13 protein-coding genes are annotated in these 13,872 nt (G+C 50.8%); 4 read left to right on the forward strand and 9 right to left on the reverse strand.

Annotated elements, in window-relative coordinates:
- Nucleotides 1–123: 123 nt before the first annotated feature.
- From ACI2I2_RS10705 to ACI2I2_RS10745, 9 genes are all read right to left on the reverse strand, one after another.
- Complete coding sequence (locus ACI2I2_RS10705) at nt 124–621, reverse strand: DUF943 family protein (protein ID WP_404657900.1); 498 nt, start codon at nt 619–621, stop codon at nt 124–126.
- Nucleotides 621–1,487: a DUF3289 family protein gene (locus ACI2I2_RS10710; protein ID WP_404657901.1), complete on the reverse strand. Its 867-nt coding sequence runs from the start codon at nt 1,485–1,487 to the stop codon at nt 621–623. The genes ACI2I2_RS10705 and ACI2I2_RS10710 overlap by 1 nt, the downstream gene beginning before the upstream one ends.
- A gap of 183 nt (nt 1,488–1,670) precedes the next feature.
- The gene (gene cyoE / locus ACI2I2_RS10715; RefSeq protein WP_404657902.1) at nt 1,671–2,558 is read right to left on the reverse strand and encodes a heme o synthase; all 888 of its coding nucleotides are present in this window, start codon (nt 2,556–2,558) and stop codon (nt 1,671–1,673) included.
- Between the two features lie 11 nt (nt 2,559–2,569).
- Nucleotides 2,570–2,896 (reverse strand): cytochrome o ubiquinol oxidase subunit IV, encoded by a 327-nt coding sequence (locus tag ACI2I2_RS10720; protein ID WP_330983114.1) that lies wholly within the window; start codon nt 2,894–2,896, stop codon nt 2,570–2,572.
- Nucleotides 2,896–3,510, reverse strand: a complete 615-nt coding sequence (locus tag ACI2I2_RS10725; protein ID WP_404657903.1) for a cytochrome o ubiquinol oxidase subunit III — start codon at nt 3,508–3,510, stop codon at nt 2,896–2,898. The genes ACI2I2_RS10720 and ACI2I2_RS10725 overlap by 1 nt, the downstream gene beginning before the upstream one ends.
- Entirely contained in the window at nt 3,500–5,491 is a 1,992-nt protein-coding gene (cyoB, locus tag ACI2I2_RS10730) for a cytochrome o ubiquinol oxidase subunit I (RefSeq protein WP_404657904.1), read from the reverse strand. Before cyoB ends, ACI2I2_RS10725 begins: the two co-directional genes overlap by 11 nt.
- Before the next feature lie 18 nt (nt 5,492–5,509).
- Nucleotides 5,510–6,454, reverse strand: coding sequence for a cytochrome o ubiquinol oxidase subunit II (cyoA, locus tag ACI2I2_RS10735; RefSeq protein WP_404657905.1), 945 nt, complete (start codon nt 6,452–6,454; stop codon nt 5,510–5,512).
- A 468-nt stretch (nt 6,455–6,922) separates the two neighbouring features.
- Entirely contained in the window at nt 6,923–8,398 is a 1,476-nt protein-coding gene (ampG, locus tag ACI2I2_RS10740) for a muropeptide MFS transporter AmpG (protein WP_404657906.1), read from the reverse strand.
- A 44-nt stretch (nt 8,399–8,442) separates the two neighbouring features.
- Entirely contained in the window at nt 8,443–9,021 is a 579-nt protein-coding gene (locus ACI2I2_RS10745) for a lipoprotein (protein WP_330983119.1), read from the reverse strand.
- A 321-nt stretch (nt 9,022–9,342) separates the two neighbouring features.
- On the opposite strand from ACI2I2_RS10745, the gene bolA reads away from it, so the two are divergent.
- From bolA to clpX, 4 genes are all read left to right on the forward strand, one after another.
- Entirely contained in the window at nt 9,343–9,660 is a 318-nt protein-coding gene (gene bolA, locus ACI2I2_RS10750) for a transcriptional regulator BolA (protein ID WP_404657907.1), read from the forward strand.
- Nucleotides 9,661–10,169: 509 nt separating this feature from the next.
- Nucleotides 10,170–11,468, forward strand: a complete 1,299-nt coding sequence (gene tig, locus ACI2I2_RS10755) for a trigger factor (protein WP_404657908.1) — start codon at nt 10,170–10,172, stop codon at nt 11,466–11,468.
- A gap of 257 nt (nt 11,469–11,725) precedes the next feature.
- Nucleotides 11,726–12,349, forward strand: coding sequence for an ATP-dependent Clp endopeptidase proteolytic subunit ClpP (gene clpP, locus ACI2I2_RS10760; protein ID WP_404657909.1), 624 nt, complete (start codon nt 11,726–11,728; stop codon nt 12,347–12,349).
- Nucleotides 12,350–12,580: 231 nt separating this feature from the next.
- Nucleotides 12,581–13,855 carry an ATP-dependent protease ATP-binding subunit ClpX gene (clpX, locus tag ACI2I2_RS10765; protein WP_404657910.1) on the forward strand — a complete coding sequence of 425 codons (1,275 nt, stop codon included), beginning with the start codon at nt 12,581–12,583 and terminating at the stop codon, nt 13,853–13,855.
- Nucleotides 13,856–13,872 lie beyond the last annotated feature (17 nt).

A 13,872-nucleotide genomic window follows, 5' to 3' on the forward strand; every position in this document is an offset into this window, starting at 1 on the left:
CTCAATCAAAAGTCGTCCATAGTTTAGACTGAGTTATAAATGGGGTAAATAAGTGTTTAGCAAAGAGATATTACGTTTTGTATCCTTAGGCTCACACGTCGTGCTCATCAGACGACTTAAGTGCTACTCCTGATAATCTCTGTGTATCAGGTAATAATCAGGGGCAACTTCAATTTTGCCATTGTTATACAGGTAATTTGCTTCCTCTAATTCAAAAATGACAGGGCTATCACTGTCATGGCTAATTCTGAGGGGGACGTCTTTTTCAATACAGTTTTTTGGGTTTTTAATTGAAGAGAAACAATATAAATCCTCGTGAGGGTATTCAAGGCGGTTAAGAAACCCCTCGCTGGCGATCATGATGAAGATGCCGTCTACTCGGTCTTTAAAATCAGGATGCCATGCTCTAATTTCAGATTCGTGTGCTAAAAACCAGGCTATTCTGTCTCTGTCTGTCCACGGGAAATGGTCGACGACAACAGTAATATGATTCGCATGTGAGCCAGCATCAGACCAGGAAATAAGGTCAACATAGAGAATATTAACAGGTCTCAGGCTCCATAAGTTATAAAGAGAGAAAGATAAATAGATGAACAAAGCGGTCCGTGTTGTCTTTTTCATCACTGATTCCGCAATTGTAGGGTGGCCGAAAAATTTGTCATAAAAGGCTTGAATGCGAAGTCTTTATGTCGCTGCAGGAAAAACCAGATACGGAAAAAGCGAAATTGGCGGTAGAGATCGTTTTTGATATCAGTGACATCAAGTCCAAAATGGTCCTGAGCGCGATAGCTCACTTTAGCACTCCAGCCAGAGGCATACCGCTCAAGGGAGGACAAGGTTATTTTCTGGGCGAAAATATCATGCACCGTGATACCAAGACCATTGACTCTGTCAATAAAACGGTTGAATTTAGGTAGCGTGGAGTTCAATATTTCACTTGATATATTATAAAATAATGTGGTTTCATTTATTTTTTGTTTTTTATTGTAAAGCGTTTTTTTAAGATGCTGCGAAATAATGTTTAGTGAGCTATTGAAACCTTTAGATATTATTTGATGCTCAAATGCTGAGTCGAGTAATGGGCTATGAAAATTTTCCCCATCGCTGTACCTGAAATGATTAATCATTTGGGTGATTAAATCGGTGTAGTCGCCATAAATAGCGAAAGTATGAGAGAGTTTATGCATCTCATTAAACAGGATATCAACACATTCACTATGGCTGATCTTTCTTCCTCTTGGCTGTGTAGACTCTAAATCAAAAAAACCATTAAAGCTTCTATCAAAGCTTCCGCCAATGCGATCGTCAAAAGCAGGTGTTTCATAGATAATTAATTTGTATGGATCTACGTTCGGAGAGATGTCCCTCAGATCAAGCGCGTAGAGCATGCTATCGTCCATATCACCGTATTTCATATCCTCGGCAGCGTAATTGTCAAACTTATTGACGGTCTGGAAAAGCGTGTAAGGGGTAAGCATAGATTGCATAAATATATTGCTCCGCATTATCTATTTGATGAATATTCAAACGAAATAAATAAAACGAAGCAACAATAGGGGATCGCGTCAGTAAAAAAGGACGGTGCATTCACAGTTAAGTAAAAAAAAGGCCGCACGTTTGTGCGACCTGCTTTTTATGTCGAAAAATGCCGATTAAAACGGCTGTTTATCTTACCAGAGGTAAGCCAGCGCAGAATGAGAATCCGGCACCATAAAGTCGACGGACATCATCACGGAAAGGGCTGTAATGGCGATGATGGAGAAACCGAACAGCTTACGCGCCCAGATTCTGTCATCAGCGACTTTATAGCCGCGTAATGCCATGCCCAACCACCAGACGCTGACCGCTGCAGCCACAACCAGGTATTTATAACCTGCATAGCCGCCGAGGGTGAGCATCAGGGTCGCCACAGCAAAGGCGATGATGTAGAGCGTGATGTGGTTTTTGGCAACGGAGATCCCTTTCACCACCGGCAGAACCGGGATGTTCGCCGCCTGATAATCCTTGAAGCGGAAAATCGCGATGGCGTAGGAGTGAGGCATCTGCCACAGGCTGAAGATAGCCAGCAGAATAGCCGCACCGCTGTCAAAGTTGCCGGTGACGGCACAGTAGCCAATCACCGGCGGCGCTGCGCCCGACAGGGAACCAATCAGCGTGCCGTACACGGAGTTGCGTTTCATGTACAGGCTGTAAACGCCGACATAAACCACGAACCCCATCACGGCAAGCCAACAGGCCAGCGGGTTAGCACCGAACCACAACAGCGCGAAGCCAGCAATACCCAACAGAGTGGCATACACCAGCGAAACGTTCGCAGAAATCAGGCCTTTAACCAGCACCCGATTTTTGGTTCGTTCCATCTTCTTGTCGATATCCCTGTCGATGTAGTTGTTGAAAACACAACCGGATGCAACGACCAGGGACACGCCGACCAGGGTGGAGATAAACAGCGGGTAATCGATGTGGCCTTTGGAGGCCAACAGGAATCCGCCGATCACCGAGATCAGGTTACCGAAGATGATGCCGGGTTTTGTAACTTGCAGGTATTGCTTAAACATACGCGACGCTCTTATCGAACCATCATGTTGTAGTTAAGGTTCCACATGATCCAGATGGAGCCTATCACCACAATGGCGATGATCAGTACAGTAAAGATGAAGGCCGTCAGGTTCCAGCCCTCATCAGACTTGCTGTTCATGTGCAGGAAGCACACCAGATGCACCAGAATCTGCACCACAGCGGTCAACAGCACAGTGCCAATCAGCACAACGTGGGACGCAGAGCCGTTCATCACCATCGCAAACGGGATTGCCGTCAGGATGATCGACAGGATAAACCCTGTCATGTAAGTTTTTACGCTGCCGTGAGACGCGCCATGATCGGTTGAATGACTCATTACATCGCCCCCATCAGATAAACTACAGAGAACACGCAGATCCACACTACGTCCAGGAAGTGCCAGAACAGGCTCAGGCACAGGATACGAGTACGGTTAGTGCTGGTCAGGCCGCGACGGCTAATCTGGAACATCAGTACCGCCATCCAGATAAGACCAGAGGTCACGTGCAGACCGTGCGTACCGACCAGCGCGAAGAACGCGGACAGGAAGCCACTGCGATCCGGACCCATACCTTCTACGATCAGGTGATGGAATTCATAGATTTCCATCGCGATGAAGCCTGCACCGAACAGCCAGGTCAACGCCAGCCAGGAGATAACCTGGCTTTTGTTGTTCTTATACATGGCGATCGCCGCCATGCCATAAGTGATGGAGCTGAACAGCAGCAGAGCCGTCTCAACCAGAACGAACGGCAGCTCGAAAATGTCCTTCCCTGCCGGGCCACCTGCGGTGTTGTTAACCAACACCGCGTAGGTCGCGAACAGAATGGAGAACAGAACGCAGTCGCTCATCAGGTAGATCCAGAAGCCGAAGACTTTGGTCGGCCCTGAATCGTGATGCCCATGGTCGTGCGCGTGGGCGTGCGCGTTAGTCAGAGTATCAGTTGCCATTTTTCAGCCCTGCCTTAGAGATCTCATCGAAATGCTGATTTTCCAGTTTTTCGATTTCTGCTACCGGCACGTAGTAATCCACGTCCTCGTCGAAGCTTTTCACAATCCAGCTAATCACGATGCCGAGGAAGCCGACGATCGCCATCCACCAGATATGCCAGATCATGGCAAAACCGAATACCGTTGCGAAGGCGGCAATCACGATGCCCGCACCGCTGTTTTTCGGCATATGGATTTCTTCATAGCTCGCAGGTTGCTTGTACGCTTCGCCTTTCTCTTTCATTTCCCAGAATGCGTCACGCTCATGAATGTGCGGCACAACGGCAAAGTTATAGAACGGAGGCGGAGAAGAGGTTGCCCACTCCAGCGTACGTGCGCCCCACGGGTCACCGGTCAGGTCACGGTTCTGCTCGCGGTCGCGAATAGACACGTAGTACTGAATCAGCTGGCACGCGATACCACAGGCAATCAGCGCAGCACCGCAAGCTGCAACAACCAGCATTGGGTGGAACTGCGGATCAATCTGCTGGCTCAGGCGACGGGTCATCCCCATGAAGCCCAGCACGTACAGCGGCATAAACGCCACGAAGAAGCCGATGATCCAGAACCAGAAGGCGCGTTTGCCCCAGGTCTCGTTCAGGGTGAAGCCAAAGGCTTTCGGCCACCAGTAGGTGATACCCGCGAAGCAACCGAACACCACACCACCGATAATCACGTTATGGAAGTGGGCAATCAGGAACAAGCTGTTGTGCAGCACGAAGTCCGCACCCGGCACCGCCAGCAGAACGCCAGTCATACCGCCAACCGAGAAGGTCACGATAAAACCGATGGTCCACAGCATCGCAGAGTGGAACACGATACGGCCCTGATACATGGTGAACAGCCAGTTGAAGATCTTAACCCCGGTTGGGATCGCGATAATCATGGTCGCAATACCGAAGAAGGCGTTTACGTTCGCGCCCGCACCCATGGTGAAGAAGTGGTGCAGCCAAACGATGAACGACAGAACGGTAATACAGACGGTTGCCCACACCAGTGAGGTGTAACCAAACAGACGCTTACGGGAGAAGGTGGCCGCCACTTCGGAGAACACACCAAACACCGGCAGCACCAGAATGTACACTTCCGGATGGCCCCAGGCCCAGATCAGGTTGATGTACATCATCATGTTGCCGCCCATTTCGTTGGTGAAGAAATGGGTACCGATATAACGGTCTAGGGTCAGCAGCGCGATGGTGACAGTCAGGATTGGGAAGGAGGCAATAATCAGGACGTTAGCGCACAGAGAAGCCCAGGTGAAAACAGGCATCTTGAACATGGTCATGCCAGGCGCACGCATCTTGATGATGGTCACAAAGAAGTTGATCCCGGTCAGCGTCGTACCGATACCGGAGAGCTGAAGTGCCCAAATCCAGTAATCGACGCCTACGCCCGGACTGTACTCAATGCCCGACAGCGGTGGATAGGCCAGCCAGCCGGTCTGTGCGAATTCGCCCACACCGAGAGACAGGTTAACCAGGATAACGCCGACGACAGTGAACCAGAAGCTCAGGTTGTTCAGGAACGGGAACGCAACGTCGCGCGCGCCGATCTGCAAAGGAACAACCACGTTCATCAGGCCGATAACCAGCGGCATCGCCACGAAGAAGATCATGATAACGCCGTGAGCGGTAAAGATCTGATCGTAGTGGTGCGGTGGCAAGAAGCCTGCTTCACCGGCTGAGGCAAGGACCTGCTGGCTACGCATCATGATGGCGTCAGCAAAGCCACGAATCAGCATCACGATACCGACGATGCAGTACATGATACCGAGCTTTTTATGGTCGACAGACGTCAGCCACTCTTTCCACAGGTAGGTCCACTTACCGAAGTAAGTGATCAAGCCCAGTAAGGCTGCCCCACCGATGATAATGGCAGCCACCGTAACCACGATAATGGGTTCGTGGTAGGGCACTGCATCCAGTGTTAATTTTCCGAACATCGTTTCTTCCTCGGCCCCTTAGTGAGCGGTTTCCGCGTGACTCATGTCCATGCCTTCCATCCCTTCGTGTGAGGCGTGCTCACCGGCAGGTTGGCTCATGTCCATGTGACCGTGACCCATGTATTTGTTAATCACATCTTTGAACAAATCAGGTTTCACGCTGGAGAAGTATTCCACCTTGTTGTATTCGCTCGGTGCAGCCAGTTTTTCATAGGTCGCCATATCGTTCATGGTGCCCTGAGACTGTTTGACCTTCGCGACCCACTGATCGAAACCAGCGCGATCAGGTGTAGCAATGGCTTTGAACTTCATTCCAGAGAAGCCCGGACCACTGTAGCTGGCGGAGATACCGTCGTAGGTGCCTGCTTCATTGGCGATCAGGTGCAGGTTAGTCTGCATACCGGCCATCGCATAAATCTGGCTACCCAAACGCGGGATAAAGAACGAGTTCATCACGGAGTTGGAGGTAACTTTGAACTGGACTGGCACGTTCGCCGGGAAGGCGATTTCGTTAACAGTCGCAATACCCTGTTCCGGATAAATGAAGAACCATTTCCAGTCCATGGAGACCACTTCGATGGTCACTGGTTTTTCGTCATGGGCCAGCGGTTTGCTAGGCTCAAGCGCGTGAGTGGTCTTCCAGGTGAGAACGGCAAGGAACAGGATGATAAGGATAGGGACCGTCCAGACCACAGCTTCCACTTTATTGGAGTGTGACCAGTTAGGGCTATACTTCGCATCTTTATTGCTCGCGCGGTACTTCCAGGCGAAACCAACTGCCATCAAGATGGCGGGAATAACGACAATCAACATCAGGCCAAAAGCCGTCAGTATCAAAGAACGTTGCTCCAGTCCAATCTGTCCTTTGGGGTCAAGTAGCGCAGAATCACAGCCACTGAGTAATACAGTGCCTGCGAGTAATGACAACCATCCCAAACTTTTATTGTATTTCCTGAGTCTCATTAACGACCTCAATTCCACGGGATCTGGTGGCGTTTAAAGTGTGGGGGCATTTTACGGGAAGGTTACATTACTGTAAACATGATTGGAGAAGTGTCTTTGGCCTGTTACCGGGTTCTGCCGGGGCTGTCACAGATGTTACCGATTATGTCTAAAATCCAGGCGGATAGCGCATTCGCGCTGCGTTATAACTAAATGGGGCTGATTAATCTGGTTTCTGGAGCTTGGGCTATAAATGGCGCTAAAAACAAACAAATAATTAACAATAAATTATCAAATAAACGACAATGAAAAAACAATAAAATAAACGGCCTCAAGCTGAATCGGTTAAGGAAATAAGCCGAAACGCGAAAAGCGCCAGTAATTTCCGAAATTTGATAACGCACAAAATAACAATCGGAAAAAATGAATGACTGACGGCCGTTATAATTACTCGAGGTGATTACAACCGCTATTTCGCTTATTTATTGTTCAGGCAAGGCGTGTTTTCCGTAATGCCAGCGCATCCAAAAGGCCGCCAAAGACAATGCCGCCAATGGCAATAAAAGCGCCGACTTCCAGCATGCCGGTGAGGAAGGAGAAGTTGGTCAGATCCAGGGCGTTCAACACCAGCAGCAGAAGCCAGACCGCGAGAACAAGACAGCCCACGGTCAGAATCAACAGCGCCAAAGAATAGGCCGATTTAAATTCCGTGCGTGGCATAAAGCTTTCTGTTTGCCAGGTGTATTCCAGCGTCTGACGACACAGCAGCAGCAGTAAAATACCGGGAACGGCAGAAACGACAGAGAACATATAAAAGGTTGGCCAGCCGTGCGCTTCCACAAACCAACCGGCAATTGGGCCGACATAAACACGGCCAACGGCAGACAGGGCAGAAAGCAGGGCAAACTGTGTTGCAGAAAACGACTTGTTGCAGAGGGTCATTAATAAGGCAACAAACGCCGAGGTACCCATCCCGCCGCACAGGTTTTCGAAGAAGACGGCGGTGCCCATGCTGAGCATGCTCTTGTCGGTGACCGACAGCAGCCAGTAACCCGCGTTTGACGCACCCTGCAAAATACCGAAAATCAGCAAAGCCCTGAACAGCGACAAACGCTGCATCAGCACGCCGCCATACAGCGCGCCGAGGATGGTGGCAAACAGCCCCAACGTTTTATTCACCACGCCCACTTCACCGGCATCAAAGCCGACGCCGCGGATCAGAAAAGTGGTGGTCAGACTCATGGCAAACGCATCGCCCAGCTTATAAAGGACGATCAGCAACAGAATCAGCCAGGCGTTATTGCGGCCAAAGAAATCCAGCAGCGGTTCAGCCACCGCTTGCTCCAGCGTTTTCGGAGCAGGAATAACGTCGCTGGGCTCCGGCGCCATTAAGGTGGCGATGATGCAGGGGATCATCAGCGCGGCCATCAGCCAGTACATCGCTTGCCAGCCAAGCCATTGATCGGCCAGCCACAGTGCCAGACCGCCGGAAACCAGCATCGCCAGGCGATAACCCAGCACGCTTATTGCCGCACCTGTGCCACGCTCTTCCGGCGGCAGCACATCCGTTTTCCAGGCATCGAACACGATATCTTGCGAGGCGGAACAGAAAGCTATCACTACCGCCAGCGCGGCCATCCAGCGTAACTGACTCGACGGTTCGAGAAAGCCCATGGCGGCAATGGCTACCAGCAACAGTACCTGAGTCGTTAATAACCAACCGCGACGACGGCCCAGGAACGGCGGCGTGTAGCGGTCCATCATCGGTGACCACAGGAACTTAAAGACGTAGGCCTGGCCGACGAGCGAGAAGAAACCGATGGTTTTGAGATCGATGTTCTCGACGGTCATCCATGCCTGAAGCGTGCCGGACGTCAACGCCAGAGGCAGGCCAGAGGCGAAGCCGAGGATCAGCAGAATGGCTGATTTAGGTTGCTGGAAGATGCGCAGGTAGTGATTTGACATGGGCTTTAGATGACTGACCCGGCCGGAACCGGGTCAGAATCAACTTAACGAGCGTTTTGCTTGATGAAGTCGTGAACGCTGGTGTCCTGTGCCATATCGGAAATGGTATCCGTCAGCACGCTGTTCACGGCGTTAGCGATGTTCTGGTTATTGGCGGTGAATGCGCCTTCAACCTGATAGCTCGCGCGGTAGTTTTTGGTCATCTTGTTGCCGTTTTTCGCGGTCGCGATGATGGCGATGTCTGCTTTGGTCGCGATGTTGTAGCGAACGTTGCCCTGAGACACGTCAGCGTACAGGTTGTTAACGATGACTTGCAGATCAACGGCGCCGTTCGGGCCAATCATGTAGCCACGGGCGGTCATTTGTTTCTCAAGCACTTCCTGCAGCAGGAAACGCAGATCGCGGGAAGCGGTCAGGGTTACCAGCTGGTTATCACGGGTGACTTTCGCCAGCGCCTGGTCCTGACGCTGATCGGCGCCATTGATGCTGACGGTCACGCCCATCAGGCTTGGGTCCTGTGAAGGCAGGGTAATTTTAGGCGATACGTCGATGGTGGTTTGCGGCTTGGCACAACCGGCCAGCATAAACATCGCAACCAACGGGAAGAGGATTTTTTTTAACATGTTTTGGCTCTCAGCGTCACTGTGGTTCAACGGGCAAAATTTTCTACGGGCGAAAAATTCCCGCCATCATAACATCGCCATCAGAGAGGGGAAGTGGGCAACGCATGTAAATTCATCGTGTTGAGTGATTTCTGAACACAGGCACAATTTCCTGCTGATTTTTGCGAGGAATCGGATGGCAAAAGAAGCAAACTTCATCCCTTTGCGTGAGAGAAACAGACGAAAGCTAAATTTTTGTTGTCTTCATGTAATGGAAACGGTAAAAGCGGCTAACATTTAAAGGGAAGGGCGGCATCTCAGCGTTGTCGGAGGAGTAAATTCATGATGATACGTGAACAGATAGAAGAAAAATTAAGGGCGGCGTTTTCACCCTTATTCCTCGAAGTGGTCGACGAAAGTTATCGCCACAATGTCCCGGCGGGCTCTGAAAGCCATTTCAAAGTCGTACTGGTTAGCGACTGTTTTGCCGGAGAGCGTTTCCTCAACCGTCATCGCATGATTTACGGGACCTTAACCGCTGAATTGTCCAGCACCGTACATGCGCTGGCACTGCACACCTACACCGTAAAAGAGTGGGAAGGGTTACAGGACACCGTGTTTGCCTCTCCGCCGTGTCGCGGAGCGGGCACTATCGCGTAAATTCACATTTGCAACAGCCGGAACTTTTCCAGTATGTTGCGTACAGATTAATGAGAAACGGCCTGCGGGCCGTTTCATGCTGTGGACATAAAACAGGAAAAAACGTGGTTTTTCCTGTTTTAGTAGGGAAAGTCAACACACTGACTTGCTGCCGAGTATAGGTTTAATGATCGTTTTCGCGGAGTGAGTCTGTTTGTGTATTGCTTTGTCAGAAGTCTCTAACGGCCTGCGGGCCGTTTTGTTTTGCATGAGATTTGAGCGGGTAATGCTTTTTTCAGGTCAAATTTACCTCAAAAATGTGAAAAATGGCGCATCGCTGCACCATTCCCGTTCTCGACTCACTCCAGTGATGCCGCTATAATGCTGCGTCTTATTTTCGGAATGTCTTCGGGATGATTCTGGCAACAGGGAATGGTCTTCTGTACAGAAGGGAACATCCCGGTTCTGCGAAGTTCGCGATACGCGCTTCCAGAGTTGACCGAGCACTGTGATTTTTTTGAGGTAACAAGATGCAAGTTTCAGTTGAAACCACTCAGGGCCTTGGCCGCCGTGTAACGATTACTATCGCTGCTGACAGCATCGAAAACGCTGTAAAAAGCGAGCTGGTCAACGTAGCGAAAAAAGTTCGCATCGACGGTTTCCGTAAAGGGAAAGTACCGATGAATGTTGTTGCTCAGCGTTATGGCGCCTCTGTTCGCCAGGACGTGCTGGGTGACCTGATGAGCCGCAACTTCGTTGATGCGATCATCAAAGAGAAAATCAACCCAGCCGGTGCCCCGAACTACGTTCCGGGTGAATACAAACTGGGCGAAGACTTCACTTACTCCGTTGAGTTCGAAGTGTACCCAGAAGTCGAACTGCAGGGTCTGGACGCCATCGAAGTTGAAAAACCAATGGTTGAAGTGACCGATGCTGACGTTGACGGCATGCTGGACACCCTGCGTAAGCAGCAGGCAACCTGGAAAGATAAAGAAGGCGCGGTAGCCGATGAAGATCGCGTCACCGTTGACTTCACCGGTTCTGTAGACGGCGAAGAATTCGAAGGCGGCAAAGCCACTGATTTCGTACTGGCAATGGGTCAGGGTCGTATGATCCCAGGCTTTGAAGACGGTATCAAAGGCCACAAAGCTGGCGAAGAGTTCACCATCGACGTGACCTTCCCGGAAGAGTACCACGCTGAAAATCTGAAAGGTAAAGCGGCTAAGTTCGTTATTAACCTGAAGAAAGTGGAAGAGCGTGAGCTGCCAGAACTGACTGAAGAATTCATCAAGCGTTTCGGCGTGGAAGATGGTTCCGTAGCCGGTCTGCGTGCTGAAGTGCGTAAGAACATGGAACGCGAGCTGAAAGGTGCTGTTAAAAACCGCATCAAGTCTCAGGCAATCGAAGGTCTGGTTAACGCCAACAACATCGACGTGCCAGCGGCCCTGATCGACAGCGAAGTTGACGTTCTGCGTCAGCAGGCGGCACAGCGCTTTGGCGGCAACGCTAAGCAAGCGATGGAACTGCCACGCGAACTGTTTGAAGAACAAGCTAAACGCCGCGTTGTGGTTGGCCTGCTGCTGGGCGAAGTGATTCGCACCCACGAGCTGAAAGCTGACGAAGACCGTGTGAAAGGCCTGATCGAAGAAATGGCTTCCGCGTACGAAGATCCGAAAGAAGTTATCGAGTTCTACAGCAAGAACAAAGAGCTGATGGACAACATGCGTAACGTCGCACTGGAAGAGCAGGCTGTTGAAGCCGTTCTGAACAAAGCGAAAGTGTCTGAAAAAGCCACTTCTTTCAACGAACTGATGAACCAGCAGGCGTAATTAACGCCCCTGTCGTTTAAAGTTTGAGCGAAAACCCGTTACCTTTTGGTGGCGGGTTTTTTTATTGCAGTAATAGGACGCCTGAACGTGCCAAAACAGTGTTTCGGTGTTAGCGTAACACCAAAATATTGTTATGCTTGAAATACGGCAGTAGCAACCCCATAAAAGGGGAAGTAACAGATCGACTGGCTGATGATCCGTCCGCAAGGTTACAATCAGTACAGCAGGTAATTTCACTATTTATCCAGGAGACGGACATGTCATACAGTGGCGAACGAGATAACTTTGCACCCCATATGGCCCTGGTGCCCATGGTCATCGAACAGACCTCTCGCGGTGAACGTTCTTTTGATATCTACTCCCGTCTGCTCAAGGAGCGCGTTATCTTTCTGACCGGCCAGGTGGAAGACCACATGGCGAACCTGATCGTAGCGCAGATGCTGTTTCTGGAAGCGGAAAACCCGGAAAAAGACATTTACCTGTACATCAACTCCCCAGGCGGCGTGATCACCGCAGGCATGTCTATCTATGACACCATGCAGTTCATCAAGCCGGACGTCAGCACCATTTGTATGGGCCAGGCGTGCTCGATGGGCGCCTTCCTGCTGACCGCGGGCGCAAAAGGTAAGCGTTTCTGCCTGCCTAACTCTCGCGTGATGATTCACCAGCCGCTGGGTGGTTACCAGGGCCAGGCGACGGATATCGAAATCCACGCCAAAGAAATCCTGAAAGTTAAAGCGCGCATGAATGAACTTATGGCGCAACACACGGGTCACTCTCTTGAGCAGATCGAGCGCGACACCGAACGCGATCGCTTCCTCTCAGCATCAGAAGCGGTGGAGTACGGTCTGGTCGACTCCATTTTGACCCATCGTAAATAATGCCAGCTCGCCGAGTGCCGCTATACCCGTCATTCTTCAAGCGGCAGGTGCGTTGGCTGCACTCACTCACCCCAGTCACTTACTTTAGTAAGCTCCTGGGGATGAGTTCCCTTGACGCCTTCCTGCAACATGAATTATTTAGGGTATATACTGTAGAAGGCGGCATTCCGCGAAGACGGGCATTTGCGTCGTCATGTGCGGCACAAAGAACTTAGAAAGAGGTTTGGACTCATGACAGATAAACGCAAAGATGGTTCAGGCAAACTGTTGTATTGCTCTTTTTGCGGCAAAAGCCAGCATGAAGTGCGTAAGCTGATCGCCGGGCCGTCCGTGTATATCTGCGACGAATGCGTTGATTTATGTAACGACATCATTCGCGAAGAAATCAAAGAAGTCGCTCCGCATCGTGAACGTAGTGCATTACCCACGCCGCATGAAATCCGCCATCACCTTGACGATTATGTTATCGGTCAGGAAAGGGCGAAAAAAGTGCTGGCGGTGGCGGTATATAACCACTACAAGCGTCTGCGTAACGGCGATACCAGCAACGGCGTAGAACTCGGCAAAAGTAACATTCTGCTGATTGGCCCAACCGGTTCCGGTAAAACGCTGCTGGCGGAAACGCTCGCTCGTCTGCTGGACGTGCCCTTTACCATGGCGGATGCCACCACCCTGACCGAAGCCGGTTATGTGGGTGAAGACGTGGAAAACATCATCCAGAAACTGCTGCAGAAGTGCGATTACGACGTACAGAAAGCGCAGCGCGGCATCGTCTATATCGATGAAATCGACAAAATTTCCCGTAAATCGGATAACCCGTCGATTACCCGCGACGTGTCCGGCGAAGGCGTACAGCAGGCTCTGCTGAAGCTTATCGAAGGCACCGTAGCCGCTGTTCCGCCGCAGGGTGGCCGTAAGCATCCACAGCAGGAATTCCTGCAGGTTGATACCTCGAAGATCCTCTTTATCTGTGGCGGTGCATTTGCTGGCCTCGATAAAGTCATCGCTAACCGCGTTGAAACTGGTTCAGGTATCGGCTTTGGCGCGACGGTGAAAGCGAAATCTGAAAAAGCTAACGAAGGTGAGCTGCTGGAGCAGGTCGAGCCGGAAGATTTGATCAAATTCGGTCTTATCCCGGAATTCATTGGCCGTCTGCCCGTGGTTGCAACCCTGAATGAGCTGAGCGAAGACGCACTGATTCAGATTCTGAAAGAGCCGAAAAACGCCCTGACCAAGCAGTATCAGGCGCTGTTTAATCTCGAAGGCGTGGATCTGGAATTCCGTGATGAAGCGCTGGATGCGATTGCTCGCAAAGCGATGGCCCGTAAAACCGGTGCCCGTGGTCTGCGTTCAATCGTTGAAGCTGCATTGCTCGATACCATGTACGATCTGCCTTCTATGGAAGACGTTGAAAAAGTGGTTATCGATGAGTCCGTCATCGAAGGGCAAACTAAGCCGCTGCTGATGTATGGCACCAGTGAAACACAGCAGGCATCTGGCGAATAATTCACCAAATTACTCAG

Source organism: Scandinavium sp. NPDC088450, assembly GCF_044900545.1.
Lineage (GTDB): Bacteria > Pseudomonadota > Gammaproteobacteria > Enterobacterales > Enterobacteriaceae > Scandinavium.